Here is a 20,922-nt window from a genome sequence, read left to right as displayed (position 1 = left end):
GCTGATGATAACAGCATCATCGGCATCGCTAGCAGATGTGGGTCAGGAACCTGTCGAGGCCTGTAGCGGCGGGCGCGGCAGCACAGCCTCAAAGGGACTGCATCATTTTGCGCACGCCCGCCACATGCCGACGGCTAACGGTCAGCGCATCACCGTCCAAGCCCTTGAGGAACAACTGAAAATGCCCCAGGGGTGTGCGTTGCAGGCGCTCGATGCGCTCACGGGCTACCAATGCATTACGGTGGATGCGCACGAAACGTTCGCCGAATTCGTCCTCCAAAGCCTTGAGCGGCTCATCCAGCAATACCTCGCCGGTTTCGTGACGCAAGGTGACGTATTTGTGATCGGCGATGAAATAAATGACTTGTGGCAATGGAATCAGCTCGATCCCTTTGCGCGTGCGGGCACTGATGTGGCTGCGCGGGCTGCCACCCTCGCTGCCAGGCCGAGTCAGTGCTGCCAACTGGGCACGGTTGGGTTTATCGGCCTTGCGCAGTGCATCGCGCAGGGCCTGGGGCTGAATCGGCTTGGTCACGTTGCTGAGGGTGCTGTCTTTGAACGCCTCGGCGCCGTATTCATCGTCACCGGTGCAGAACACCACCGAAGGGGGCGACTCGCGCTCGCAGAGGCGAGCGGCGACCTGCAGGCCATCCAGGCCTGGCATGCCGATGTCCAGCAGCACCACATCCGGCTTGAGGCTTTCGATCAGCGCCAGGGCCTCTTCGCCATTCGTGGCGCTGGGCTCCAGCACGGTGTACCCCTCCAGTTCAGCGATCATGCGTGTGAGGCGGTCACGGGCTTGGGGTTCATCATCAACGATCAGGACATTCATAATTGCTCTGGATTCCTGAGTGAGTCTCGCACAGGTATAGCGTAGACAAGAGCAGGTCGAGCGACGCTGCGGTCACGCTCTAGACCGGTACGAAGGCCAAAGATTCACTGAGCCGGCAGAAACGCTGCCAGTCCTCTGTCCAACTGTAGACGGTCCATGGAACACTGCCGTTCAATCGGTGAATATCGTCGTGTGCGACATTGGGGTGTGTTTTGCAACGGTTTCTGTCGACCGACGCCCTGCGGCGCAAGGCCCAACCCTGCTATCATCGGCGCCACTTTTTCGTTCACGCCTGCAATGAGTGAATCCATGAGCACCGACAAGACCAATCAGTCCTGGGGCGGCCGCTTCAGTGAACCCGTCGACGCCTTCGTCGCCCGTTTCACCGCCTCGGTCGACTTCGACAAGCGCCTGTACCGCCACGACATCATGGGTTCGATCGCCCACGCCAGCATGCTGGCGCAGGTCGGCGTACTGAGCGATGCCGAACGCGACACCATCATCGATGGCCTGAAAACTATTCAGGGTGAAATCGAGGCCGGCAGTTTCGACTGGCGCGTCGACCTTGAAGACGTACACATGAACATCGAAGCGCGCCTGACCGACCGCATCGGTATCACCGGCAAGAAGCTGCACACAGGCCGCAGCCGCAACGACCAGGTGGCCACCGATATCCGTCTGTGGCTGCGTGACGAGATCGACCTGATCCTTGCCGAAATCACCCGCCTGCAGCAGGGCCTGCTGGAGCAGGCCGAGCGTGAAGCCGAAACCATCATGCCTGGGTTCACTCACCTGCAAACCGCCCAGCCGGTGACTTTCGGCCACCACCTGCTGGCCTGGTTCGAAATGCTCAGCCGCGACTACGAGCGCCTGGTGGACTGCCGCAAGCGCACCAACCGCATGCCTCTGGGCAGTGCCGCACTGGCCGGTACCACCTACCCGATCAACCGTGAGCTGACCTGCCAGCTGCTGGGCTTCGAAGCCGTGGCCGGCAACTCGCTGGACGGCGTTTCGGATCGTGACTTCGCCATTGAGTTCTGCGCTGCCGCCAGCGTGGCGATGATGCACCTGTCGCGCTTCTCCGAAGAGCTGGTGCTGTGGACCAGCGCCCAATTCCAGTTCATCGACCTGCCTGATCGCTTCTGCACCGGCAGCTCGATCATGCCGCAGAAAAAGAACCCCGACGTACCTGAACTGGTGCGCGGCAAGAGCGGCCGAGTGTTCGGCGCGCTGACCGGGCTGTTGACCCTGATGAAAGGCCAGCCACTGGCCTACAACAAAGACAACCAGGAAGACAAAGAGCCGCTGTTCGACGCTGCCGACACGCTGCGCGACTCGCTGCGCGCCTTCGCCGACATGATCCCGGCGATCAAGCCCAAGCACGCGATCATGCGCGAAGCGGCCCTGCGCGGCTTCTCGACCGCCACCGACCTGGCCGACTACCTGGTCCGACGTGGCCTGCCGTTCCGTGATTGCCACGAAATCGTCGGCCATGCCGTGAAGTATGGCGTGGACACCGGCAAAGACCTGGCCGAAATGAGCCTGGACGAGCTGCGCCAGTTCAGCGACCAGATCGAGCAGGATGTGTTCGCCGTGCTGACTCTGGAAGGCTCGGTGAACGCGCGTGACCACATCGGTGGTACCGCCCCGGCCCAGGTTCGCGCTGCGGTCGCGCGCGGCAAGGCGCTGCTGGCTTCGCGCTGACTCCTATCGCCAGCGCGTGCTCTGGATCGCCGGTGAAGCCTTTACAGCGAAGGCTTCACTGGCGACGGCTTGCGCTGAGCCCTCAGCGTTTACCGCTGCGGATCATTTCCATGAAGGCTGGCATCGCAGCCTCCTTATCCGCCACGATCCGTGCCATGTGCGGGTTCTCGCCCATCAGCTGCAGCAACGCCTTGGCCTGGGGGAAGTCCGCCAGCAGGTCGATGCCCAGTACCTTCTTGCCCACTGCGCACGCAAGGTCCACCGAGAAGCAGAACATCAGGTCGGCCAGGGTCAGCTGTTCACCCGCCACGTAAGGCGCGAAGCGACCATTGCGCTTGAGGGTGGCGAACCCGGCCAGCAATTCGGTGCGCGCACGCTCCTTGATCAGCGGCTCCACCGCCATGCCGAAGAACGACTCGGCATAGCAGGTACGTGCTGGCAACTCGATATACAGTTCGATTTCTTTTAGCAGCTCGCGCACTTTGGCCTGGCTGAACGGGTCGCTTGGCAGCAGCGCTTTACCTGGCTGGGTCTGCTCGATGTAGTCGAGGATGACGCTGGTTTCGCTGATAAAGCCGTGCTCGGTTTCCAGCACTGGCACCTTGCCGCGCGGGCTGACATCCAGCGCATGCGGCGCTTGCCCGCCGTAGAACGTGACCTCTTCAAAAGGCACGCCTTTCTCCAGCAGGGCCAGCTTGACCATGTTGTAGTAGTTGCTGACCGAGAATCCGTGAAGCTTGAGCATGGGGTTACAGCCTCCAGGCCGTGTGGGAATGGCCCGGCTGTTATAGACCGTCTACCGTTGCCTGACCAGCGTCATGCACACGGTCGATGACCGGGCATTGCCAGCGAAGGCATGGCAAACTGTCCCTCCCACCCAAGGAGTACCGCCATGAGCGAACATGACGAAATCGACAACGACGACGAAGCCTTCGCCGAGGCGACCCTGACCGAAGCCATCGAGAACCAGATCGAAAGCGGTGAACCGCCGGCCGCCAAGGCCACGTTCAACAAACTGACTCTGGTGGGCTACGAGCGCGAAGACATTCTCAACCTCATGGCCCACGTGCTGGCCATCGAAATCGACAACATGCTCAAGGAAGATCGCCCATTCAACGGCCAGTGGTACGAAGACGCCCTTCGCGCCTTGCCCGAGCTGCCGCCTGAGGCAGATCAAGGCGACGACGCATAACCCGACTACACTCCAGGGTCAGGCACCGCTGGCGGTGCCGCCATCCTTGTCTGGAAGTCAGGAGTCGCCATGTCCTTCACCCCCGAACTGATCGCCGAAATGGAAGTGCTCGCCCTGTTCAACCTGGACAGCAACCAAGAAGGGATCAAGATCCACGCAAACGCCTCCCCCACCCTGGTTGCCGCCGCGCAACGCCTGTATGACAAGCAGGTGACCGACCAGCCTGACGGTGGCTACCTTACAAGCCTTGGGCATGATGCGGCAGAAAGCGTGCATCTGCTGCTCAACATCCTCAAGGCACCGCAGCCGGCCTGAACCCATGCCGCCTCTTCGCGCAACGCTGCGCGAAGAGGGCGTTAGAAAAATGGCGCCAATAATCCATATTCCGCTTATCCCACTGCACCACTCAGGCTAAACTCGCCACAGTTCCCCGGCCCGCCCCCCGAGTGTGCAATGAGCCACCCCCACGAAATCCGCCCTGACCTGGACGAAGGAATCGACCGCAAGGTGCTGGCGACATTGCGTGCGCGGTTTCTACACATCAACCAATGCCGGCTGGAGCGGGCAATGGAGGGGCTTTCGAGCCGCCAGCAGCTGGTCCTGACCCTGCTGCCGCTGTTGTTCCACGTCAACCACCCGCTATTGCCAGGCTACGTTTCTGGCGCCACCCCCGCAGGGGTTGCGGGGTACGAACCGCATGCCGAGCAAATCGCCGATGCGCAGCGCCTGGCACGCTCGTTCGCTTACAAGACCCGCCACGGCAACCCACCACGGCCAATTCATGGCCTATTTCTGATGGGCAGCTTGGGCTCGCTGGCTCAGGCCGAACAAAGCGACATGGATCTTTGGGTCTGCCATGCCCCTGGCCTGGACGAGGCCCAGCGCGAGGAGCTGCGGCGCAAATGCCTGCTGCTGGAAACTTGGGCAGCCAGCCAAGGCGCCGAAGCACATTTTTTTCTGATCGACCCCCAAAGCTTCGCCCAGGGCCAGCGTGACAGCCAGCTCAGCTCCGACGATTGCGGCACTACCCAGCACTATCTGTTACTCGATGAGTTCTATCGCACCGCCATCTGGCTAGCCGGGCGCACGCCGCTATGGTGGTTGGTGCCGGCCTATGAAGAGCACAACTACCAGGCTTACACGCAAACACTTTTGTCCAAGCGGTTCATTCGTAACCAGGACGCCCTCGACCTCGGCAACCTGGCGCATATTCCGCCCAGGGAATATGTCGGTGCCGGCCTGTGGCAGCTTTATAAAGCCATTGATTCGCCCTATAAATCGCTGCTCAAGCTGCTACTCACCGAAGCTTACGCCAGCGAGCACCCGAACGTGCGCTGCCTGAGCCTGGACTACAAGCAGGCGGTATTTGCCAATCACCTAGACCTTGACGAGCTCGACCCATACGTCATGGTGTACCGCCGAATAGAACGCTATCTGCAGGGCCGCGGCGAAACCGCACGTCTCGAACTGGTTCGGCGCAGCCTGTACCTGAAGGTCAATAAGAAGCTGAGCAGCCTGGACCGCAGCCGCAGTAACGGCTGGCAACGTCAACTGCTGCAACGCCTGACTGATGAATGGGGGTGGGACGCGCGCCAGTTAGCCATGCTCGACAGCCGCAGCCAGTGGAAGGTGCGTCAGGTCGCTGTCGAACGCCGGGAGGTGGTGGCAGAACTCAACCAGAGCTATCGCTTTCTCGGCCGATTCGCGCAAAGCCAGGGCGCCAGCAGCCGTGCCGAACTACGCGACCTCAATGTGCTGGGCCGGCGCCTGTACGCAGCGTTCGAGCGCCGGGCCGGCAAGATCGAAGTGATCAACCCTGGTATTGCTCCAGACATCGCCGAAGACACCCTGACCCTGGTGCAATCACCGAACCGCAAGGAACCTGGTACGTATCACTGGGGGCTGTACAACGGCAACCTGGCGGTGCACGAATGGGAGCATTTCAACCCGATCAAGCGTTGCCGCGAGCTGCTTGAACTGTTGACCTGGGCACACCGCAACGGGGTCATAGACACCACGACGCGGCTGGCCCTGCACCCCGGTGACAGCGACCTCAGCGAGTTCGAACTGTTCAACCTGCTCAGCAGCCTGCAGCAAAGCATTCCTCTGCCACTGGGTAGCGTCAGCGAAGAATATCTGCTGCAACCGAGCGCGGCGAACGCAGTCCTGCTGCTGGTGAATGTCGGCGTCGACCCGCTGCGCCAACACCGCGACCTGAACATCTTGATGACCACCGAGCGCACCGACTCGCTGAGCTATGCCGGTGTGCGCGAGAACCTGGTACTGACCCTGGACCAGATCACACTCAATAGCTGGAACGAGGTCCTGGTACAGCGTTACGACGGTGAGCACGCCCTGCTGCGTTGCCTGCAGGACTTTCTCAACAGCCTGGGCCAACGAAACCATCGCCCACATTTACAGGTGCGCTGCTTCTGCCACAACCGCGCCCAGGCCATCAGCCAGCGGGTGGAAGAGATTTTCGACACGGCGCAGCTGCTGCTCGACCAGCGCCTGAATCACCGCTACCTGCTGCAAGTGGCGCAATACATCCATGTACTGGAATTGCTGCCCGGCCAGGTCAGCCTGGCAACCATGGCCGACCATGAAGCCCTGCTGGCTCACCTGGGCGAAGTGCGCAGCTGCTACAGCCCCTTGTACCTTGATGGCAATGCCCTGCAGGACTACGACCTGCCCCTGCTGCTGGAGCAAGGCCGGCGCAATTGCATTCAGGTGTTTTATCGCCTGTTCGATGGCTGGGCCGACCTGTATGTGCTGGATGAGTACAACGCGTTGTGGCAACAGCGCCTGCCGTTCTCTGATGAAAGCCACCTGCTGCTGCCGTTGCAACGTTTTCTGCATTCTGTGGTGATGCGCCACGACGCGCGCTTGCCACTGGATAGCCTGCAACTGGCCACACTGGAAATTCAGTACGCGCAATTGATGCCTTCAGGTCCGGGCAAAGCACGTAGTGTCGAACCAAGGCCTGCGCCAAGCGTTGCCAGCGGCCAGCCTTATTACGAGGTGCAGGCCATCGTACAGGCAGGTGCACAGGGCGTAATGCACGTTACGTTGTATTGTGATCAGCGGGAGTTCTCCGAACTGGAGCATGGTGCCCTGCTCTACCAGGCAGTGGCCCGGCAGATCCTTGGGCAGCGCCGCGCAGCCGCGCAGTATCGCTGCTACATCACTGACCTGGACCTTTCCGAACTGCTGAAGGACGAGCAGGGCTCGACCAGCCTCTACCTGCATTACAAGGGTCAACTTGAGCATGCGCTCAACCGGGGACTGGAGCAGATCCAGGCTGCGCCCGTCAACTCAACCCACTGACATTTCCCTCTGCATAGCCATGTGTGCCAGCGACATGCTCGAGCCTCATTCAATGACTGAGGTGTGTCATGAACAAGCAGAACTGGATGGGCAGTTTGCCCGAGCTGGGTCGCCTGCGTATTGATCAGCTGATCCTGCCGGGCAGCCATGATTCGGGCATGGATAAACAAGCCGACAACATCGTACCGCCCCAAGAGGTGACTCAGGACGTCGCGTGCATCGAGCAGATTCGGGGGGGTATTCGGGTGCTGGACCTGCGTGTGCGTGCCAACCGCGAATACACGCCCGATTCACCCAACCGATACAAGCTGTATCACATGAGTACATCGGGGCGTACCGTGCTGGGCGACATCGTCGCCGAGCTGCAGCGTTTCTATGCCGAGCCTGGCAATGAACGAGAAATCATCATCCTCGACTTCCATCAGTTCGATAATTTCAGTGCTCAGGAGCACGAGTGGCTGCTAGCTATGCTGGACAAGCACTTGGGCCAGCGGATCATCCCCTATGACTTGCACCCACTGACCCTGGAGCAGTTGTGGAATGACTACCCAGGCAAAACGGTGGTGATCGCCTACAACGATAAAGCTGCACCCGGCCACTGGGACGGCGTGGAACAGGTCTGGATGGGTGAGAACACACCTTCGACCGCAGAATTGAAAGCTTTCATGGACCACAACAGCAAGCGCTATAAGCCCGATGGCACGCTACGCTCGATCCAGTGCGCCAAGTACAACAAAGTGCTGTTCACCCCTGACGACTTCAGCGACAAGATCGATGAGTGGTTCGAATCCGTAGACCTCGACAGCTACATCCAGGGCTTCCACATCATCAATACCGATTGGTCGCTACGCAGCCGTATCGTCGACAACTGCATCCACGCTTGCCTGCTCAGGGCGCAGAACACGCCCTGAAGGACCGGGCTGGGATTAGAGCTCGAAATCGCCTGCGGCCTCTGGCTGGTATTCGACCTCGAGCAGTTTGAGCTTCAACGTCTTGCCCCCTGGCGCCGGCCAGTCGATCTGCTCGCCTACCGACAAGCCCAGCAGCGCACAACCGATCGGCGCCAGGATCGAAACCTTGCCCTCACCGCCCGCGTCCTTGGGGTACACCAGCGTCAGGTGGTAGTCCTTGCCGCTGGCTTGCTCCTGGCAATGCACCCGCGAGTTCATGGTCACCACACCAGCAGGCACTTGCTCATGGCCGACCACCTGACCGGCACGGTCCAGCTCTTGCTGCAAGGCAAGCACCCCCGGCGTGCTTTCGTCGAGGCTGTCGATCAGGCGCTCCAGACGCTGTACGTCCAGCCGGGTGAGGATGAGGGAAGGCTTGGTGCTCATGATCCAGTCAGGCTCCTTTGAACAGGCGGTTTTCTACCCGCAGATAAAGCAAAACCCCGCCCAAGGGCGGGGTTTGTGGATGCTTTCGCGTCACCGACGCATAGCCCGACACTACCACAGCCGGGCAAATACTCAAGCCCGTGCGCGCAGCGCCTGGGCCTCGCGGCAAATCTGCCGGCGGCGCTCGTCGTCGGCCGAACGCCATTCACGAATGTGCTCGACGTGCCGGTGGCAGCCGGTGCAGACCCGCTGCTCATCGAGCCTGCACACGCTGATGCAGGGTGAAGGCACCGCAGGACTTACATTGCTGTACAGCGGCTTGGGCGGCCGCGCCTGGCTTGCCATGTCAGATCTCGTCGAAGTCCAGCTTTTCGCCGGCCCGCTCCCAGACAATACGCTCGAGCATCTCGCCCAAGAGCTCCTCGCTCTTCTCGCACACCCACTTGCCGCTCTCTTCGTCGTAGTCGAAGTGAAAGCCTCCGGAGCGGTCAGCCAACCACAGCTGACGCAGCGGCTCCTGGCGACTGAAGATCAACTGCGCCCCCCCTTCGAACTTGACCGTCAGCACGCCGGCCGAATTTTCCATGTCCAGGTCCAGGCCGCTTTCGTCGAACAGGTCTTCCAAGGCCTGTTGGGTGGCGTCGACCAGATCATGGAAACGCGCTTCGCTCAAACTCATTGCAAGAACCTCGAAATTGGCTGCTTTACGGGCAAGCCCGGCAAGATACGGGCGCCGAGCACTGAATGCAAAGGTTTAGCCCTCCAGGCGCTGCCCCCAGACACGCTAATGGCAGCTAAGCATAGCCCGCCCGACGGATCGGCTCTTGCATAGGCAATCCACCGGTCGCTCGGTATACTCGGGCGCAATACTGCATATTTCAAAGGATTTCACCCATGAAGCGCCTGATTTCCTCGCTCGCGGCGCTGGTCGCGGTTGCCTGCCTCGTTTCGGCCTGCGGTCAGAAGGGCCCTCTGTATCTGCCAGAAGACGGCAAAGACGGCAAAGGCCCGAAAAGCTCGCACCAGCACCAGCACGCGCCTGCGGTCCAACCGCAAGACGAGCAGCCCATTGAGCCCGAGCAGACGCCAGAGCAGTAAGGAAATCAGATGAACGCTTTCAACTACCGCGACGGTGAACTGTTCGCGGAGGGCGTGGCCCTGTCGGCCATCGCCGAACGTTTCGGCACCCCCACCTACGTTTACTCGCGCGCACACATCGAAGCCCAGTACCGCAGCTACACCGATGCCCTGCAAGGCACCGAGCACCTGGTGTGCTTCGCCGTCAAAGCCAACTCCAACCTTGGCGTGCTGAACGTCCTGGCGCGCTTGGGCGCGGGTTTCGATATCGTCTCCGGTGGTGAGCTGGAGCGTGTGCTGGCCGCTGGCGGGCGAGCCGATCGCGTGGTGTTCTCCGGCGTCGGCAAAACCCGCGAAGACATGCGCCGCGCTCTGGAAGTCGGCGTTCACTGCTTCAATGTCGAATCCACCGACGAGCTCGAGCGTCTGCAAGTGGTTGCTGCCCAGATGGGCAAGATCGCCCCGATCTCACTGCGCGTTAACCCGGACGTCGATGCCGGCACCCACCCGTACATCTCAACCGGCCTGAAAGAGAACAAGTTCGGCATCGCCATCGCCGATGCCGAAGCGATCTACGTGCGCGCCGCACAGTTGCCGAACCTGGAGGTGGTCGGTGTCGACTGCCATATCGGTTCGCAATTGACCACCGTCGACCCGTTCCTCGATGCCCTCGACCGTCTGCTTGCCCTAGTAGATCGCCTGGCCGAGTGCGGCATCCACCTGCGCCATCTGGACCTCGGCGGCGGCGTTGGTGTGCGCTATCGCGACGAAGAGCCGCCACTGGTGGCGGACTACATCAAAGCCATCCGCGAGCGCGTCGGCAGCCGCGACTTGGCCCTGGTATTCGAGCCTGGCCGCTACATCGTGGCCAACGCCGGCGCCCTGCTGACCCGCGTGGAATACCTCAAGCACACCGAACACAAAGACTTCGCCATCATCGATGCGGCGATGAACGACTTGATCCGCCCGGCCCTGTACCAGGCCTGGATGGGTGTCAGCGCGGTCAGCCCGCGGGCCGGCGAAGGCCGTGCCTATGACCTGGTCGGGCCGATCTGCGAGACCGGCGACTTCCTCGCCAAAGACCGCGTATTGAACCTGGTCGAAGGCGACCTGCTGGCGGTGGAGTCGGCGGGCGCCTATGGTTTCGTCATGAGCTCCAACTACAACACCCGTGGCCGTTGCGCGGAAATCCTGGTCGACGGCGAGCAGGCTTTCGAAGTCCGTCGCCGCGAAACCATCGCCGAACTGTACGCTGGCGAAAGCCTGCTGCCGGAGTGAACCCATGCTGCTGCGCTTTACCAAGATGCATGGGCTGGGCAACGACTTCATGGTCCTGGACCTGGTCAGTCAGCACGCACACATCCAGCCCAAGCACGCCAAGCAATGGGGCGATCGCCATACCGGTATCGGCTTCGATCAACTGCTGATCGTCGAGGCGCCAAGCAATCCGGAAGTGGATTTCCGCTACCGGATCTTCAACGCCGACGGCTCTGAGGTCGAACAGTGCGGCAACGGTGCGCGCTGCTTCGCCCGCTTCGTGCTGGATAAGCGCCTGACTGCGAAGAAGCGTATCCGCGTGGAAACCAAGGGCGGCATCATCGAACTGGACGTGCAGAACGACGGCCAGGTGTGTGTCGACATGGGCCCGCCGCGCTTCGTTCCGGCAGATATCCCGTTCATCGCCGATGAACAGGCGCTGAGCTACCCCCTCGACGTCGACGGCCAGTCGCATTCGATAGCCGCCGTATCCATGGGTAACCCCCACGCCGTGTTGCGCGTCGATGACGTGCACTCGGCGCCGGTCCATGAACTGGGTCCTAAAATCGAAAACCACCCGCGCTTTCCGCAGCGAGTGAATGCCGGTTTCCTTCAGGTCATCGACCGCCACCGCGCCAACTTGCGAGTATGGGAGCGTGGTGCCGGCGAGACGCGTGCCTGCGGCACCGGTGCCTGTGCCGCGGCCGTGGCTGCGATCAGCCAGGGCTGGATGGACTCACCCGTAACCCTCGACCTACCGGGTGGGCGCCTGAACATCGAATGGGCTGGCCCGGGCAAGCCCGTGTTGATGACCGGCCCTGCCGTGCGGGTTTTCGAAGGACAGGTTCGTCTCTAAGCGAGTAACCGCCATGACCGATCAGCCAGTATCCCAGCAGCCCAACGAGCTCGACGCCGAAGCGGTGGTCGCCTACTTGCGTGCCCACCCGACTTTCTTCGCCGAGCACGACGAGCTGCTGGTCGAGCAACGCATCCCTCACCAGCGCGGCGACAGCGTGTCGCTGGTGGAACGCCAGCTCAAGCTGCTGCGCGACCGCAACATCGAGATGCGCCATCGCCTGTCGCAACTGATGGACGTGGCCCGCGACAACGACAGGCTATTCGACAAGACCCGTCGGCTGATTCTCGACCTGCTCGATGCCGCGAGCCTGGAAGAAGTGGTGATGGCCGTCGAAGACAGCCTTCGCCAGGAGTTTCAGGTGCCCTTCGTCAGCCTGATCCTCTTTGGCGACCACGCAGCGCCGGTCGGCCGCTGGGTGAGCAATGCCGAAGCCCAGCAAGCCATCGGCGGCCTATTAGGCGGCGGCAAGACGGTCAGTGGCAACCTGCGCGAACATGAACTGGCCTTTTTGTTCGGCAAAGACCAGCAGCAGGAGGTAGGCTCCAGCGCGGTCGCAGCGCTGGAATATCAGGGGCTGCATGGGGTGCTGGCCATCGGTAGTCGCGACCCTCAACATTACAAGAGCAGCGTGGGTACGCTGTTCCTTGGCTATATCGCCGAGGTACTTGGCCGTGTGGTCCCCCGCGTCACCCAACCGCTGCGCTCGGTACGCTGATGGAACGCCAGCTGGAGGCTTATTGCGCTCACCTGCGCAACGAGCGCCAGGTGTCGGACCATACCTTGCTGGCCTACCGCCGCGACCTCGACAAGGTCATCGAATACTGCAACAGCCAAGGCATCGGCGGGTGGGGCGCGTTGCAAGCGCCACAACTGCGCCAGCTCATCGCCCGCCAGCACCACCATGGGCAGTCTTCGCGCAGCCTGGCGCGGTTGCTCTCAGCGGTGCGCGGCCTGTACCGCTACCTCAATCGCGAGGGCCTGTGCCAGCATGATCCGGCCACGGGCCTGAGCGCACCGAAGGGCGAGCGCCGGCTGCCCAAGGTGCTGGACACTGACCGCGCCCTGCAATTGCTCGACGGCGGCGTCGACGACGACTTCATCGCTCGCCGCGACCAGGCGATCCTCGAGCTGTTCTACTCCTCCGGCCTGCGCCTTTCGGAGCTGAACAATCTTGACCTCGAACAGCTCGATTTGGCCGCAGGCCTTGTGCAGGTGCTGGGCAAGGGCAGTAAGACCCGCGTGCTGCCGGTCGGCCGCAAGGCCCGCGAGGCATTGCAGGCCTGGTTGAAGCTGCGCGGTATCGGTGGTCCACTCGACAGCGCAGTGTTCATTACCCGCCAGGGCAAGCGCATGAGCCCGCGCGCGATCCAGCTGCGGGTAAAGACCGCCGGTGAGCGTGAACTGGGCCAGCACCTGCACCCACACATGCTTCGCCACTCTTTCGCCAGCCATGTGCTGGAATCGTCCCAGGACCTGCGAGCGGTGCAGGAAATGCTCGGCCACGCCGACATCAGCACCACACAGATTTATACCCACCTGGACTTCCAACACTTGGCCGCGGTGTACGACAGCGCCCACCCTCGGGCCAAACGCAGCAAAGGCAAAGACTCATGAGCATCAAGCTGATCACTTTCGACCTCGACGACACCCTTTGGGACACCGCGCCTGTGATTGCCAGCGCCGAGATCGTGCTGCGCGACTGGCTCGAAGCCAACGCGCCTATGCTCGCGAGTGTGCCGGTTGAACATTTGTTCGCCATCCGCGAACGCCTGGTACAGGCCGAGCCGGGCCTTAAACATCGCATCAGCGCCCTGCGCAGACGTGTGCTGTTACACGCCTTGAAGGCGGTTGGCTACAGCGAAAATCAGGCCCAGGCATTGGCCAACGAAGGCTTCGAAGTGTTCTTGCATGCCCGCCATCAGGTAGAAGTGTTCCCCGAGGTACAACCGCTGCTGGAGATCCTGCGCCAGCATTACACTTTGGGCGTGATCACCAATGGCAACGCCGATGTGCGCCGGCTGGGTTTGGCGGATTACTTCCGCTTTGCACTGTGTGCCGAAGACCTGGGTATCGGCAAACCGGACCCGGCGCCGTTCATCGAGGCGCTAAAGCGTGGCGAGGTTGAGGCCAGCGCCGCGGTGCACGTCGGCGATCACCCAGGCGACGATATTGCTGGCGCCCAACGCGCCGGGCTGCGTGCAGTGTGGTTCAACCCGCAGAGCAAGGCCTGGGCTGGCGAGCAAGCTCCAGATGCAGAAATCCAGCGTTTGTCGCAGCTACCCGAGGTGCTTGCGCGCTGGCGCTGACAGTGCTGATGCACTTACCTGGCTGAAATTCAGACAAAAAAAAGCCCGCAGCGACGGCGGGCTTTTCTAGCGCAGCCACTAGATAGGGCGGCTGCCGTATTTGTTGTCCGGCTTCTTGGGCGGATCGGCGACAACGTTGGCTTCGACTTCCTGGACCTTGCCGCCGCGAGCGAGGAACTCTTCCATGGCCTTGGCCAGGGCATCACGCTCCTTCTGCTTGGCTTCCACGCTCGGCATTTCGTCTACCGAGACGGCAGCCTTGGATTTGCCCTTGGCAACCGGAGCCGCACTGCTGTCGTCATCGCCAGCGTCTTCGGCAACATCATCGGCGGCCGTTTCGAGGCCGTCATCGGCCTCGTCTTCGTCGCCTACTTCGAGGTCATCATTTTCCAGATCGTCGTCGCTCATGTTCTACCTCATGACTTGCAAAAAGCAGGTTAGTTATAGACCGGTGCAGCCGTAGACCGGCAGCCACCAGCGAAAATTCAACTGGCCGTAGGCTGGCCACTGCCTTGGGGGCGGTGCTCCTGATGGGAGGTTTTGCCCCCACAGAACCTGCAGTTGGCAGGCCTGGGAAATTTTTTGGGCGCCCTAGTGGCCACACGCTATTGGCAAGCCTAGCAAAAGGCTGGCGAAGCGCGCGGGCCTTGTCAAACAGCCCTCGGCGCGCATTCTAGCGCGCCCGTGGAAAAAGCAAAGCTCCATAAACGCCCTGTGACTTGTAAGTTTTTGGCCTACGTCGCGAACGTGGCGGATAAACCGTTTGCACTGCGGCAAATGTTGAAAAACAGGCAAAAAAATGCCCGGCGAACCGGGCAAATTTTTAGCAGCTTGCGATTACAGGTTGTAGCCGCGTTCGTTGTGTTGAGCCAGGTCGAGGCCGACCGACTCTTCTTCTTCGTTGACCCGCAGGCCCATGACCATATCCAGCACCTTGAGAATCACGTAGGTGACGATGGCGGTATAGCCGACGGTGAAAATCACGCCCTTGGCTTGTACCCAGACCTGGGCACCGATATCGGTGACCGTGCCGAAGCCGCCCAGGGCCGGTGCCGCGAATACGCCGGTGAGGATGGCACCGATGATGCCGCCAACGCCGTGCACGCCGAAAGCGTCGAGCGAATCGTCATAACCCAGCTTGCGCTTGAGGGTGGTAGCGCAGAAGTAGCAGACTACGCCCGAGGCGAGGCCGATCACCAACGCGCCCATCGGGCCCACGGTGCCAGCAGCCGGGGTGATGGCAACCAGGCCAGCGACCACACCCGAGGCAATGCCCAACGCGCTCGGCTTGCCGTGACCGATCCACTCGGCGAACATCCAGCCCAGCGCAGCCGCAGCGGTTGCGATTTGAGTCACCAGCATGGCCATGCCGGCGGTGCCGTTGGCGGCGGCGGCGGAACCTGCGTTGAAGCCGAACCAGCCGATCCACAGCATGGCCGCGCCCATCAGGGTGTAGCCCAGGTTATGAGGCGCCATTGGGGTAGTCGGGTAGCCTTTGCGCTTGCCCAGTACCAGGCAGCAGACCAGGCCTGCGATACCGGCGTTGATATGCACCACGGTGCCGCCGGCGAAGTCGAGCACGCCCCAATCCCACATCAGTGCACCGTCACCGCTCCAGACCATATGGGCGATCGGCGCGTAGACCAGGGTGAACCAGATGCCCATGAACACCAGCATCGCCGAAAACTTCATGCGCTCGGCAAAGGCACCGACGATCAGCGCCGGGGTGATGATGGCGAAGGTCATCTGGAAGGTGATGAATACCGCTTCAGGGAACAGCGCGGTAGCCGAGGTCAGGTTCTCGGGTGTTACACCACTGAGGAACGCCTTGGAGAAGCCACCGACGAAGGAATTGAAGTTCAGCACGCCTTTTTCCATACCAGCGGTATCGAAGGCCATGCTGTAGCCATAAATGACCCAGAGAATGCTGATCAGGCCGGTGATGGCAAAGCACTGCATCATCACCGACAGCACGTTCTTGGAACGCACCATGCCGCCGTAGAACAGGGCCAGGCCTGGAATGGTCATGAACAGCACCAGCGCTGTGGAGGTGAGCATCCAGGCGGTATCGCCGGAGTTCAGCACCGGGGCGGCTGTTTCCTCTGCCAGGGCGAGCCCGGGCATTACGAGGGACAATAGGGCTCCTAGCCCTGCGATCTTACGCAGAGTCATGTTGTTTTCTCCTGGGGCGTTGGGTTTGGTGAGGCTTTTTTCGGCGCTTTAGATCGCGTCGGTATCGGTTTCGCCGGTACGGATGCGGATCGCCTGCTCCAGATTCACCACGAAGATCTTGCCGTCACCGATCTTGCCGGTGTTAGCCGCCTTGGTGATGGCTTCGATCACTCGATCAAGGTCCTTGTCGTCGATGGCGACGTCGATCTTCACTTTAGGCAGGAAGTCGACCACATATTCCGCACCGCGATACAGCTCGGTGTGGCCCTTCTGCCGGCCGAAACCTTTGACTTCGGTGACGGTAATGCCCTGCACGCCGATTTCCGACAACGACTCGCGCACGTCGTCCAGCTTGAACGGCTTGATGATGGCTGTGACTAGCTTCATGAAACTCTCTCCCGATTTGGTGGACTTGCCCCAGGAAAACAAACCCGTCTCAAGTCTAAGCGCAGCGGTTGGCTTTGTAACGCGTCGTCGGCATCCGGCTCCGCGTGCGCACTGCCTGGTCACAAGGAACTGCATCAGTGCATGGCTCGCACAGGTCATTGCAGAAACCTTGCCAGTTCCGTTAAAGCGCCGCAAAACAGCGAGTTATGTGAATTTCCGAGGTTTGGCCAGTCGCCACTATGGCAATCATGCACAATTTCGGTGCGAGTTGATTGGGCGCTCTGCTCAAATAAAGTGCGGCAGCCTAGTGCAACGGCTATACCGGGCGATGCGTCATCAAGTGCCAAGTTGCCCCGTGTTACACTGCGAGCCATTTCTCAGTATCAGTGGACAGCCGAACCATGCTCGCGCCCAAAGCCCTTCTCGACGCCCTGAGCGACCAGGCCTCGCGCCTGTTCAGCAGCGACACCGCCCAGCCTCGCGCCGAACTGGAAAGCCAGTTCAAGGTGCTGATGCAAGGTGCCTTCAGCAAGCTGGACCTGGTAAGCCGCGAAGAATTCGATAGCCAGATGGTCGTCTTGGCACGCACCCGTGCTCGCCTGGAGGCCCTCGAGAAACAGGTCGCAGAGCTAGAAGCCCGGCTCGCCCCCGCAGCCCAGGAGTAAGCGCCGGCCTGGGCTTGGATCAAGCCGAAGCCTGGTGCTCGCCGGTAACCTTGGGCGGCAGTTCGCAGGCCTGCAGGTCGCCCCGAAACAACGCTGCGCCGCACACAGTGAACAGGGTTTTGACGCGGCTGTGGGAGTTACGGATCTCTGCCTGTATCGCCTCGATCAGTGGGTCGCTGGACTGCAGTGCCACGGCGCGATTGGCCCATTCGATAGCGGCAAAGCGGCTCTGTTTTCGCGTGCCGGAGCCCTGCATCCATGCCAGCCCGAGCTCAGCACAGGCGCGCGCAGCAATGCCGGTTTCACGATGCTCGCTAAGCGCCAGCAGGTAGCCAACTGCTTGGACGCGCTCAGACGTATCCCCATACTGACGCAGTAAGATACCCAGCTGTAACTGCGCCTTGGCATGGATGGGCGGATGAATGACAGCGTCAAGCAGAAACCGCTTGACCACCAGCATTGCCTTGCGGTCCTCAAGCCCTTGCGCAAGCGCCATTCGCTGACAGGCCAGGTTGAACTTGGCCAATGGGTGCCCTGCTTGGGCTGCGCGCAATAACCAATGTTCGGCAGCTTTATTGCTCAGGTAGTGCTTTGGCGTATTGCCCAGCCAGCCCCGGTGCAGATCGTAGAGTGCAATGGCTGCATCCGAAAGCTTCAACTGTGCGCAGCCTTCGTACAGAAAATACGCTGCGTCGTGCATGTTCGCAGCCCAGAGCAGGCGTGGCACATCCAGCACCTCAAAGCCCCACTCGTGCTGCCCGCTTGGGCGCTTGACCGCCCATTGCAGCCAATGGTGGGCCTGTTCGCAAGACTGCACGAACCCCCATAGCCCAAAGCGATGACCCACAGCCCGCAACGCATAGGCCGCCGGCTGCCGACGGTCGTCGCACAGGCGCTCAATCACCCTTTGCAGTAGCTGTGCAGCATCTTCTGCCTCGTTGAACAGCGCTAGGCACACCAGGCTATGAAAAGATTCGCCGATGGCCGGGAGGTAACCTTGTTCAGGGTAAAGCGCGACGCTATCGACGAAATCGCGCATCGCGCCGGGATAATCCTGCATCGTATTGCGCCGCAAGGCGCCCCGCCGGGCCAGCAGCGTCGCACGCTCCTTGGGCCTGAGTTCGCGCTCGGCCCATTGGCCGAAGGTGCTGTGCCAGGCATTGACCTGCGGCAACTGCTTGGCCTGCGGCAACGAAAAAGTGTCCTCTACGGCCAGCCAGCGAATCGCATTGCGCAGTGCCTCTGGCCAACCCTGACACAGCGGGCCGCTGGCCAGTGCGTCGACCGCCGCATCACTGCCGCCCCAACGGGGCGTGAGGTAAGAGGCGTAGGTCTCGACCGCCTCGAAGCAGCCGGGAAACCAAACCAGAGCCTGGCGCAGCCAGTAGTCCCGAGCATTTTCCGCCTGCCCGAGCAGGCGAGGGCTCAACCCGGACGGCAATGCTTGGGGCAGCTCCAGCAAGGGGGTCAGGCCATATTTGACCAACAGCGGCGCAGCGGCCTCTTGCACTTCCACATCGGCGTGCAGGCTGGGCCGATCACGCGCCGCCTGCCCTGCGAACAACTCGACCAACCAGCCGGGCTCGCGCAGGTATGCAGTGATGTGCAGCATGCCAATAACAGCGGCCACCGGTTGAGTGCTGCGATGCATCGCCCGCAAAAAGTGCGCAGCGCCCTGCTCACAGGCCTGTTCGGCAGCCAGCCAGCGCTCTGCGCAAACCTTTCGCGGGCCGGCCTGATCGAGAATGTGGCAGGCTCGGCTCCAACAGTGAAAGCCCATCACCACCTGGGGATGATAGGCACGCGGGCATGCCTCGATCCACGCGTTGATGGTGTACGTCAGGGCCTTGTCGCCCTGCAGGTCAGGATCGAGCATGTAGCCTTTTATCGCCTCAAGGTAGGCAGGGCACTCACCGGGAGGTGCCTGCCGCCACTGAACCTGAAGTGCATCGAACAGGAGGTTCAGTTCAGCGAATTCAGAGGCCTGTACCCGTTCTCGGATCTGTTGACGGGTGCGAATTAGGGTGTGCACGGGCTGTACCTTAAAGTCCATTTAAAGGTCGTATTGCCATCCAATGGCAATACAGGTCGCTAATGAACACTAAGCCATAGCTAGGCGCTTCGCAAAGTATTGGATCCCGTATTTATCCATTCTTAGGACGAGGTGGCGTTTCGGTTCGCTGCATGCCCAGCAGGCTCAGAACCTCGCCAGACATGCCGTGACTCACTTTCGACCGCCTCCCTTTCCTTGAGGGCTATATGCTGGGCTCTGCCGCAGGAAGCGGCAGTTTCTGCTAACAAGGAGCGTCCATGTCCCTCGCCCTCGTTCATAGCCGCGCTCAAGTCGGCGTACAAGCCCCGGCGGTCAGCGTCGAAACGCATCTAGCCAATGGCCTGCCCCATCTCACTCTGGTGGGCTTGCCGGAAACCACGGTCAAAGAAAGCAAAGACCGCGTACGCAGCGCGATTGTGAACTCCGGGCTGAACTACCCGCAGCGGCGCATCACTCAGAACCTTGCACCTGCCGACTTGCCCAAGGACGGCGGGCGCTATGACCTGGCCATCGCGTTGGGCATTCTGGCTGCCGATGGCCAGGTGCCGCTGCCAGCCCTGGCGGAGCTGGAATGCCTGGGCGAGCTGGCCCTGTCTGGGAAGCTGCGCCCTGTGCAGGGTGTGTTGCCGGCAGCGCTGGCGGCGCGCCAGGCCGGCAGGGCGCTGGTGGTGCCACGGGAAAACGCCGAAGAAGCCAGCCTGGCTGGCGGATTGGTGGTTTATGCCGTGGGCCACCTGCTGGAGTTGGTGGCCCACCTCAATGGCCAGGTGCCGTTGCCAGCCTATGCCGCCAACGGCCTAGTTCTGCAACAGCAGCCCTACCCCGACCTAAGCGAGGTCCAGGGCCAAATTGCGGCCAAGCGGGCCTTGCTGCTGGCCGCAGCCGGAGCACACAACCTGCTCTTCACCGGCCCGCCCGGTACGGGTAAGACCTTGCTCGCCAGCCGTCTGCCTGGCCTGTTGCCTCCCCTGGACGAGCATGAGGCACTGGAGGTGGCGGCGATTCAATCAGTCAGTGGCCACACCCCCTTGAGTAGCTGGCCGCAGCGGCCCTTTCGCCACCCCCATCACTCAGCCTCGGGGCCTGCGTTGGTTGGCGGCGGCAGCCGGCCACAGCCTGGCGAGATCACCCTGGCGCACCATGGCGTGCTGTTTCTTGACGAGCTGCCGGAATTTGAGAGGCGCGTACTCGAAGTGCTGCGCGAGCCCCTGGAGTCGGGCGAAATCGTGATTGCCAGGGCTCGCGACAAGGTGCGTTTCCCGGCGCGCTTTCAGTTGGTTGCTGCCATGAACCCCTGCCCCTGCGGCTATTTAGGCGACCCCACTGGTCGCTGTCGCTGCAGCACCGAGCAGATTGCACGCTACCGCAACAAGCTGTCAGGCCCGCTATTGGACCGCATCGACCTGCACCTGACCGTCGCTCGCGAAACCACTACGCTCAACCACCAGCCGAGCGGTGAGACCAGCGCCGATGTGGCCGCCAAGGTGGCCGAGGCGAGAGAAGTGCAGCATCGGCGACAAGGCTGCGCCAATGCGTTTCTGAGCTTGGAGGGGTTGCGGCAACATTGTCCGCTTTCAGTGACGGATCAAGCGTGGCTGGAAAGCGCCTGTGAACGGTTGAGCCTTTCTTTACGTGCGGCGCACCGGTTGTTGAAGGTTGCCCGTACTCTGGCAGATTTGCACGGCAGCCAGTCGATCGGCAAGGGGCACCTCGCCGAGGCATTGCAGTACAGGCCGGGGAGCAGCTAGATCCCA

The 20,922-nt window shown here is 61.5% G+C and carries 22 protein-coding genes; 13 read left to right on the top strand and 9 right to left on the bottom strand.

Translation table 11 applies throughout. The annotated features are described in order from the left end of the window. Positions 1 to 88 precede the first annotated feature (88 nt). Complete coding sequence (locus tag HU725_RS00830) at positions 89 to 832, bottom strand: LytR/AlgR family response regulator transcription factor (protein WP_186478344.1); 744 nt, start codon at positions 830 to 832, stop codon at positions 89 to 91. Between the two features lie 309 nt (positions 833 to 1,141). Here HU725_RS00830 and argH point away from each other — a divergent pair, with 309 nt between their 5' ends. After that, the gene (argH, locus tag HU725_RS00825; protein ID WP_186478343.1) at positions 1,142 to 2,536 is read left to right on the top strand and encodes an argininosuccinate lyase; all 1,395 of its coding nucleotides are present in this window, start codon (positions 1,142 to 1,144) and stop codon (positions 2,534 to 2,536) included. 82 nt (positions 2,537 to 2,618) lie between these two features. Here the strand turns inward: argH and HU725_RS00820 are convergent, their stop codons facing one another. Then, entirely contained in the window at positions 2,619 to 3,281 is a 663-nt protein-coding gene (locus tag HU725_RS00820; RefSeq protein WP_060478663.1) for a glutathione S-transferase, read from the bottom strand. 147 nt (positions 3,282 to 3,428) lie between these two features. Between HU725_RS00820 and HU725_RS00815 the strand changes: the two genes are divergently transcribed. The 4 genes from HU725_RS00815 to HU725_RS00800 all read left to right on the top strand — a co-directional run bounded on the left by HU725_RS00815 (position 3,429) and on the right by HU725_RS00800 (position 7,966). Then, the gene (locus HU725_RS00815) at positions 3,429 to 3,728 is read left to right on the top strand and encodes a hypothetical protein (RefSeq protein WP_060478662.1); all 300 of its coding nucleotides are present in this window, start codon (positions 3,429 to 3,431) and stop codon (positions 3,726 to 3,728) included. A gap of 69 nt (positions 3,729 to 3,797) precedes the next feature. Next, the gene (locus HU725_RS00810) at positions 3,798 to 4,043 is read left to right on the top strand and encodes a TIGR02647 family protein (protein WP_186478342.1); all 246 of its coding nucleotides are present in this window, start codon (positions 3,798 to 3,800) and stop codon (positions 4,041 to 4,043) included. 138 nt (positions 4,044 to 4,181) lie between these two features. After that, entirely contained in the window at positions 4,182 to 7,055 is a 2,874-nt protein-coding gene (locus tag HU725_RS00805; protein ID WP_186478341.1) for a class I adenylate cyclase, read from the top strand. 68 nt (positions 7,056 to 7,123) lie between these two features. After that, on the top strand, positions 7,124 to 7,966 hold the full coding sequence (locus tag HU725_RS00800; RefSeq protein ID WP_186478340.1) for a PI-PLC domain-containing protein: 843 nt from the start codon (positions 7,124 to 7,126) through the stop codon (positions 7,964 to 7,966). A 15-nt stretch (positions 7,967 to 7,981) separates the two neighbouring features. Here the strand turns inward: HU725_RS00800 and rnk are convergent, their stop codons facing one another. The 3 genes from rnk to cyaY all read right to left on the bottom strand — a co-directional run bounded on the left by rnk (position 7,982) and on the right by cyaY (position 9,071). Further along, on the bottom strand, positions 7,982 to 8,392 hold the full coding sequence (rnk, locus tag HU725_RS00795) for a nucleoside diphosphate kinase regulator (RefSeq protein WP_060478658.1): 411 nt from the start codon (positions 8,390 to 8,392) through the stop codon (positions 7,982 to 7,984). A 132-nt stretch (positions 8,393 to 8,524) separates the two neighbouring features. Then, positions 8,525 to 8,737 (bottom strand): DUF1289 domain-containing protein, encoded by a 213-nt coding sequence (locus HU725_RS00790; RefSeq protein ID WP_060479951.1) that lies wholly within the window; start codon positions 8,735 to 8,737, stop codon positions 8,525 to 8,527. Position 8,738: 1 nt separating this feature from the next. Next, complete coding sequence (gene cyaY, locus HU725_RS00785) at positions 8,739 to 9,071, bottom strand: iron donor protein CyaY (protein ID WP_016489767.1); 333 nt, start codon at positions 9,069 to 9,071, stop codon at positions 8,739 to 8,741. 215 nt (positions 9,072 to 9,286) lie between these two features. On the opposite strand from cyaY, the gene lptM reads away from it, so the two are divergent. The 6 genes from lptM to HU725_RS00755 are packed head-to-tail and all read left to right on the top strand — an operon-like array spanning position 9,287 to position 13,891. Next, a complete protein-coding gene (lptM, locus tag HU725_RS00780; protein WP_060479952.1) occupies positions 9,287 to 9,490 on the top strand; it encodes an LPS translocon maturation chaperone LptM in 204 nt (67 codons plus the stop codon). A gap of 9 nt (positions 9,491 to 9,499) precedes the next feature. Then, positions 9,500 to 10,747, top strand: a complete 1,248-nt coding sequence (gene lysA / locus HU725_RS00775) for a diaminopimelate decarboxylase (protein ID WP_186478339.1) — start codon at positions 9,500 to 9,502, stop codon at positions 10,745 to 10,747. A gap of 4 nt (positions 10,748 to 10,751) precedes the next feature. After that, positions 10,752 to 11,582, top strand: coding sequence for a diaminopimelate epimerase (gene dapF / locus HU725_RS00770; protein WP_060479954.1), 831 nt, complete (start codon positions 10,752 to 10,754; stop codon positions 11,580 to 11,582). A gap of 13 nt (positions 11,583 to 11,595) precedes the next feature. Beyond that, on the top strand, positions 11,596 to 12,300 hold the full coding sequence (locus HU725_RS00765) for a DUF484 family protein (protein WP_186478338.1): 705 nt from the start codon (positions 11,596 to 11,598) through the stop codon (positions 12,298 to 12,300). Then, positions 12,300 to 13,199, top strand: coding sequence for a tyrosine recombinase XerC (gene xerC / locus HU725_RS00760; RefSeq protein WP_186478337.1), 900 nt, complete (start codon positions 12,300 to 12,302; stop codon positions 13,197 to 13,199). The genes HU725_RS00765 and xerC overlap by 1 nt, the downstream gene beginning before the upstream one ends. Next, a complete protein-coding gene (locus HU725_RS00755; RefSeq protein ID WP_186478336.1) occupies positions 13,196 to 13,891 on the top strand; it encodes an HAD family hydrolase in 696 nt (231 codons plus the stop codon). The genes xerC and HU725_RS00755 overlap by 4 nt, the downstream gene beginning before the upstream one ends. A gap of 78 nt (positions 13,892 to 13,969) precedes the next feature. Here HU725_RS00755 and sutA read toward each other — a convergent pair whose 3' ends face one another. The 3 genes from sutA to glnK all read right to left on the bottom strand — a co-directional run bounded on the left by sutA (position 13,970) and on the right by glnK (position 16,450). Next, positions 13,970 to 14,299 (bottom strand): dormancy-specific transcriptional regulator SutA, encoded by a 330-nt coding sequence (gene sutA / locus HU725_RS00750; protein WP_060479958.1) that lies wholly within the window; start codon positions 14,297 to 14,299, stop codon positions 13,970 to 13,972. 429 nt (positions 14,300 to 14,728) lie between these two features. Then, the gene (locus tag HU725_RS00745) at positions 14,729 to 16,063 is read right to left on the bottom strand and encodes an ammonium transporter (RefSeq protein ID WP_186478335.1); all 1,335 of its coding nucleotides are present in this window, start codon (positions 16,061 to 16,063) and stop codon (positions 14,729 to 14,731) included. Between the two features lie 48 nt (positions 16,064 to 16,111). Further along, complete coding sequence (gene glnK, locus HU725_RS00740) at positions 16,112 to 16,450, bottom strand: P-II family nitrogen regulator (RefSeq protein WP_002555808.1); 339 nt, start codon at positions 16,448 to 16,450, stop codon at positions 16,112 to 16,114. A gap of 401 nt (positions 16,451 to 16,851) precedes the next feature. On the opposite strand from glnK, the gene HU725_RS00735 reads away from it, so the two are divergent. Continuing rightward, on the top strand, positions 16,852 to 17,115 hold the full coding sequence (locus HU725_RS00735) for an accessory factor UbiK family protein (protein ID WP_060479960.1): 264 nt from the start codon (positions 16,852 to 16,854) through the stop codon (positions 17,113 to 17,115). Positions 17,116 to 17,134: 19 nt separating this feature from the next. Here the strand turns inward: HU725_RS00735 and HU725_RS00730 are convergent, their stop codons facing one another. Then, positions 17,135 to 19,147 (bottom strand): DUF4034 domain-containing protein, encoded by a 2,013-nt coding sequence (locus HU725_RS00730; protein WP_186478334.1) that lies wholly within the window; start codon positions 19,145 to 19,147, stop codon positions 17,135 to 17,137. Between the two features lie 278 nt (positions 19,148 to 19,425). Here HU725_RS00730 and HU725_RS00725 point away from each other — a divergent pair, with 278 nt between their 5' ends. Next, positions 19,426 to 20,916: a YifB family Mg chelatase-like AAA ATPase gene (locus HU725_RS00725; protein WP_186478333.1), complete on the top strand. Its 1,491-nt coding sequence runs from the start codon at positions 19,426 to 19,428 to the stop codon at positions 20,914 to 20,916. The last annotated feature ends 6 nt before the right edge of the window (positions 20,917 to 20,922 follow it).

Source organism: Pseudomonas promysalinigenes, assembly GCF_014269025.2.
GTDB classification, from domain to species: Bacteria; Pseudomonadota; Gammaproteobacteria; order Pseudomonadales; family Pseudomonadaceae; genus Aquipseudomonas; species Aquipseudomonas promysalinigenes.
This window is presented reverse-complemented; position numbering and strand designations above follow the sequence as displayed.

Excerpts from the sequence above, each read along its gene's own strand:
- HU725_RS00765 (WP_186478338.1), top strand. The coding sequence starts at position 11,596 with ATGACCGATCAGCCAGTATCCCAGCAGCCCAACGAGCTCGACGCCGAA.
- HU725_RS00820 (WP_060478663.1), bottom strand. The coding sequence starts at position 3,281 with ATGCTCAAGCTTCACGGATTCTCGGTCAGCAACTACTACAACATGGTC.
- HU725_RS00810 (WP_186478342.1), top strand. The coding sequence starts at position 3,798 with ATGTCCTTCACCCCCGAACTGATCGCCGAAATGGAAGTGCTCGCCCTG.
- HU725_RS00800 (WP_186478340.1), top strand. The coding sequence starts at position 7,124 with ATGAACAAGCAGAACTGGATGGGCAGTTTGCCCGAGCTGGGTCGCCTG.
- cyaY (WP_016489767.1), bottom strand. The coding sequence starts at position 9,071 with ATGAGTTTGAGCGAAGCGCGTTTCCATGATCTGGTCGACGCCACCCAA.
- HU725_RS00790 (WP_060479951.1), bottom strand. The coding sequence starts at position 8,737 with ATGGCAAGCCAGGCGCGGCCGCCCAAGCCGCTGTACAGCAATGTAAGT.
- HU725_RS00815 (WP_060478662.1), top strand. The coding sequence starts at position 3,429 with ATGAGCGAACATGACGAAATCGACAACGACGACGAAGCCTTCGCCGAG.
- lysA (WP_186478339.1), top strand. The coding sequence starts at position 9,500 with ATGAACGCTTTCAACTACCGCGACGGTGAACTGTTCGCGGAGGGCGTG.
- sutA (WP_060479958.1), bottom strand. The coding sequence starts at position 14,299 with ATGAGCGACGACGATCTGGAAAATGATGACCTCGAAGTAGGCGACGAA.
- HU725_RS00805 (WP_186478341.1), top strand. The coding sequence starts at position 4,182 with ATGAGCCACCCCCACGAAATCCGCCCTGACCTGGACGAAGGAATCGAC.
- glnK (WP_002555808.1), bottom strand. The coding sequence starts at position 16,450 with ATGAAGCTAGTCACAGCCATCATCAAGCCGTTCAAGCTGGACGACGTG.
- lptM (WP_060479952.1), top strand. The coding sequence starts at position 9,287 with ATGAAGCGCCTGATTTCCTCGCTCGCGGCGCTGGTCGCGGTTGCCTGC.
- HU725_RS00755 (WP_186478336.1), top strand. The coding sequence starts at position 13,196 with ATGAGCATCAAGCTGATCACTTTCGACCTCGACGACACCCTTTGGGAC.
- HU725_RS00830 (WP_186478344.1), bottom strand. The coding sequence starts at position 832 with ATGAATGTCCTGATCGTTGATGATGAACCCCAAGCCCGTGACCGCCTC.
- HU725_RS00745 (WP_186478335.1), bottom strand. The coding sequence starts at position 16,063 with ATGACTCTGCGTAAGATCGCAGGGCTAGGAGCCCTATTGTCCCTCGTA.
- xerC (WP_186478337.1), top strand. The coding sequence starts at position 12,300 with ATGGAACGCCAGCTGGAGGCTTATTGCGCTCACCTGCGCAACGAGCGC.
- dapF (WP_060479954.1), top strand. The coding sequence starts at position 10,752 with ATGCTGCTGCGCTTTACCAAGATGCATGGGCTGGGCAACGACTTCATG.
- HU725_RS00735 (WP_060479960.1), top strand. The coding sequence starts at position 16,852 with ATGCTCGCGCCCAAAGCCCTTCTCGACGCCCTGAGCGACCAGGCCTCG.
- argH (WP_186478343.1), top strand. The coding sequence starts at position 1,142 with ATGAGCACCGACAAGACCAATCAGTCCTGGGGCGGCCGCTTCAGTGAA.
- HU725_RS00725 (WP_186478333.1), top strand. The coding sequence starts at position 19,426 with ATGTCCCTCGCCCTCGTTCATAGCCGCGCTCAAGTCGGCGTACAAGCC.
- rnk (WP_060478658.1), bottom strand. The coding sequence starts at position 8,392 with ATGAGCACCAAGCCTTCCCTCATCCTCACCCGGCTGGACGTACAGCGT.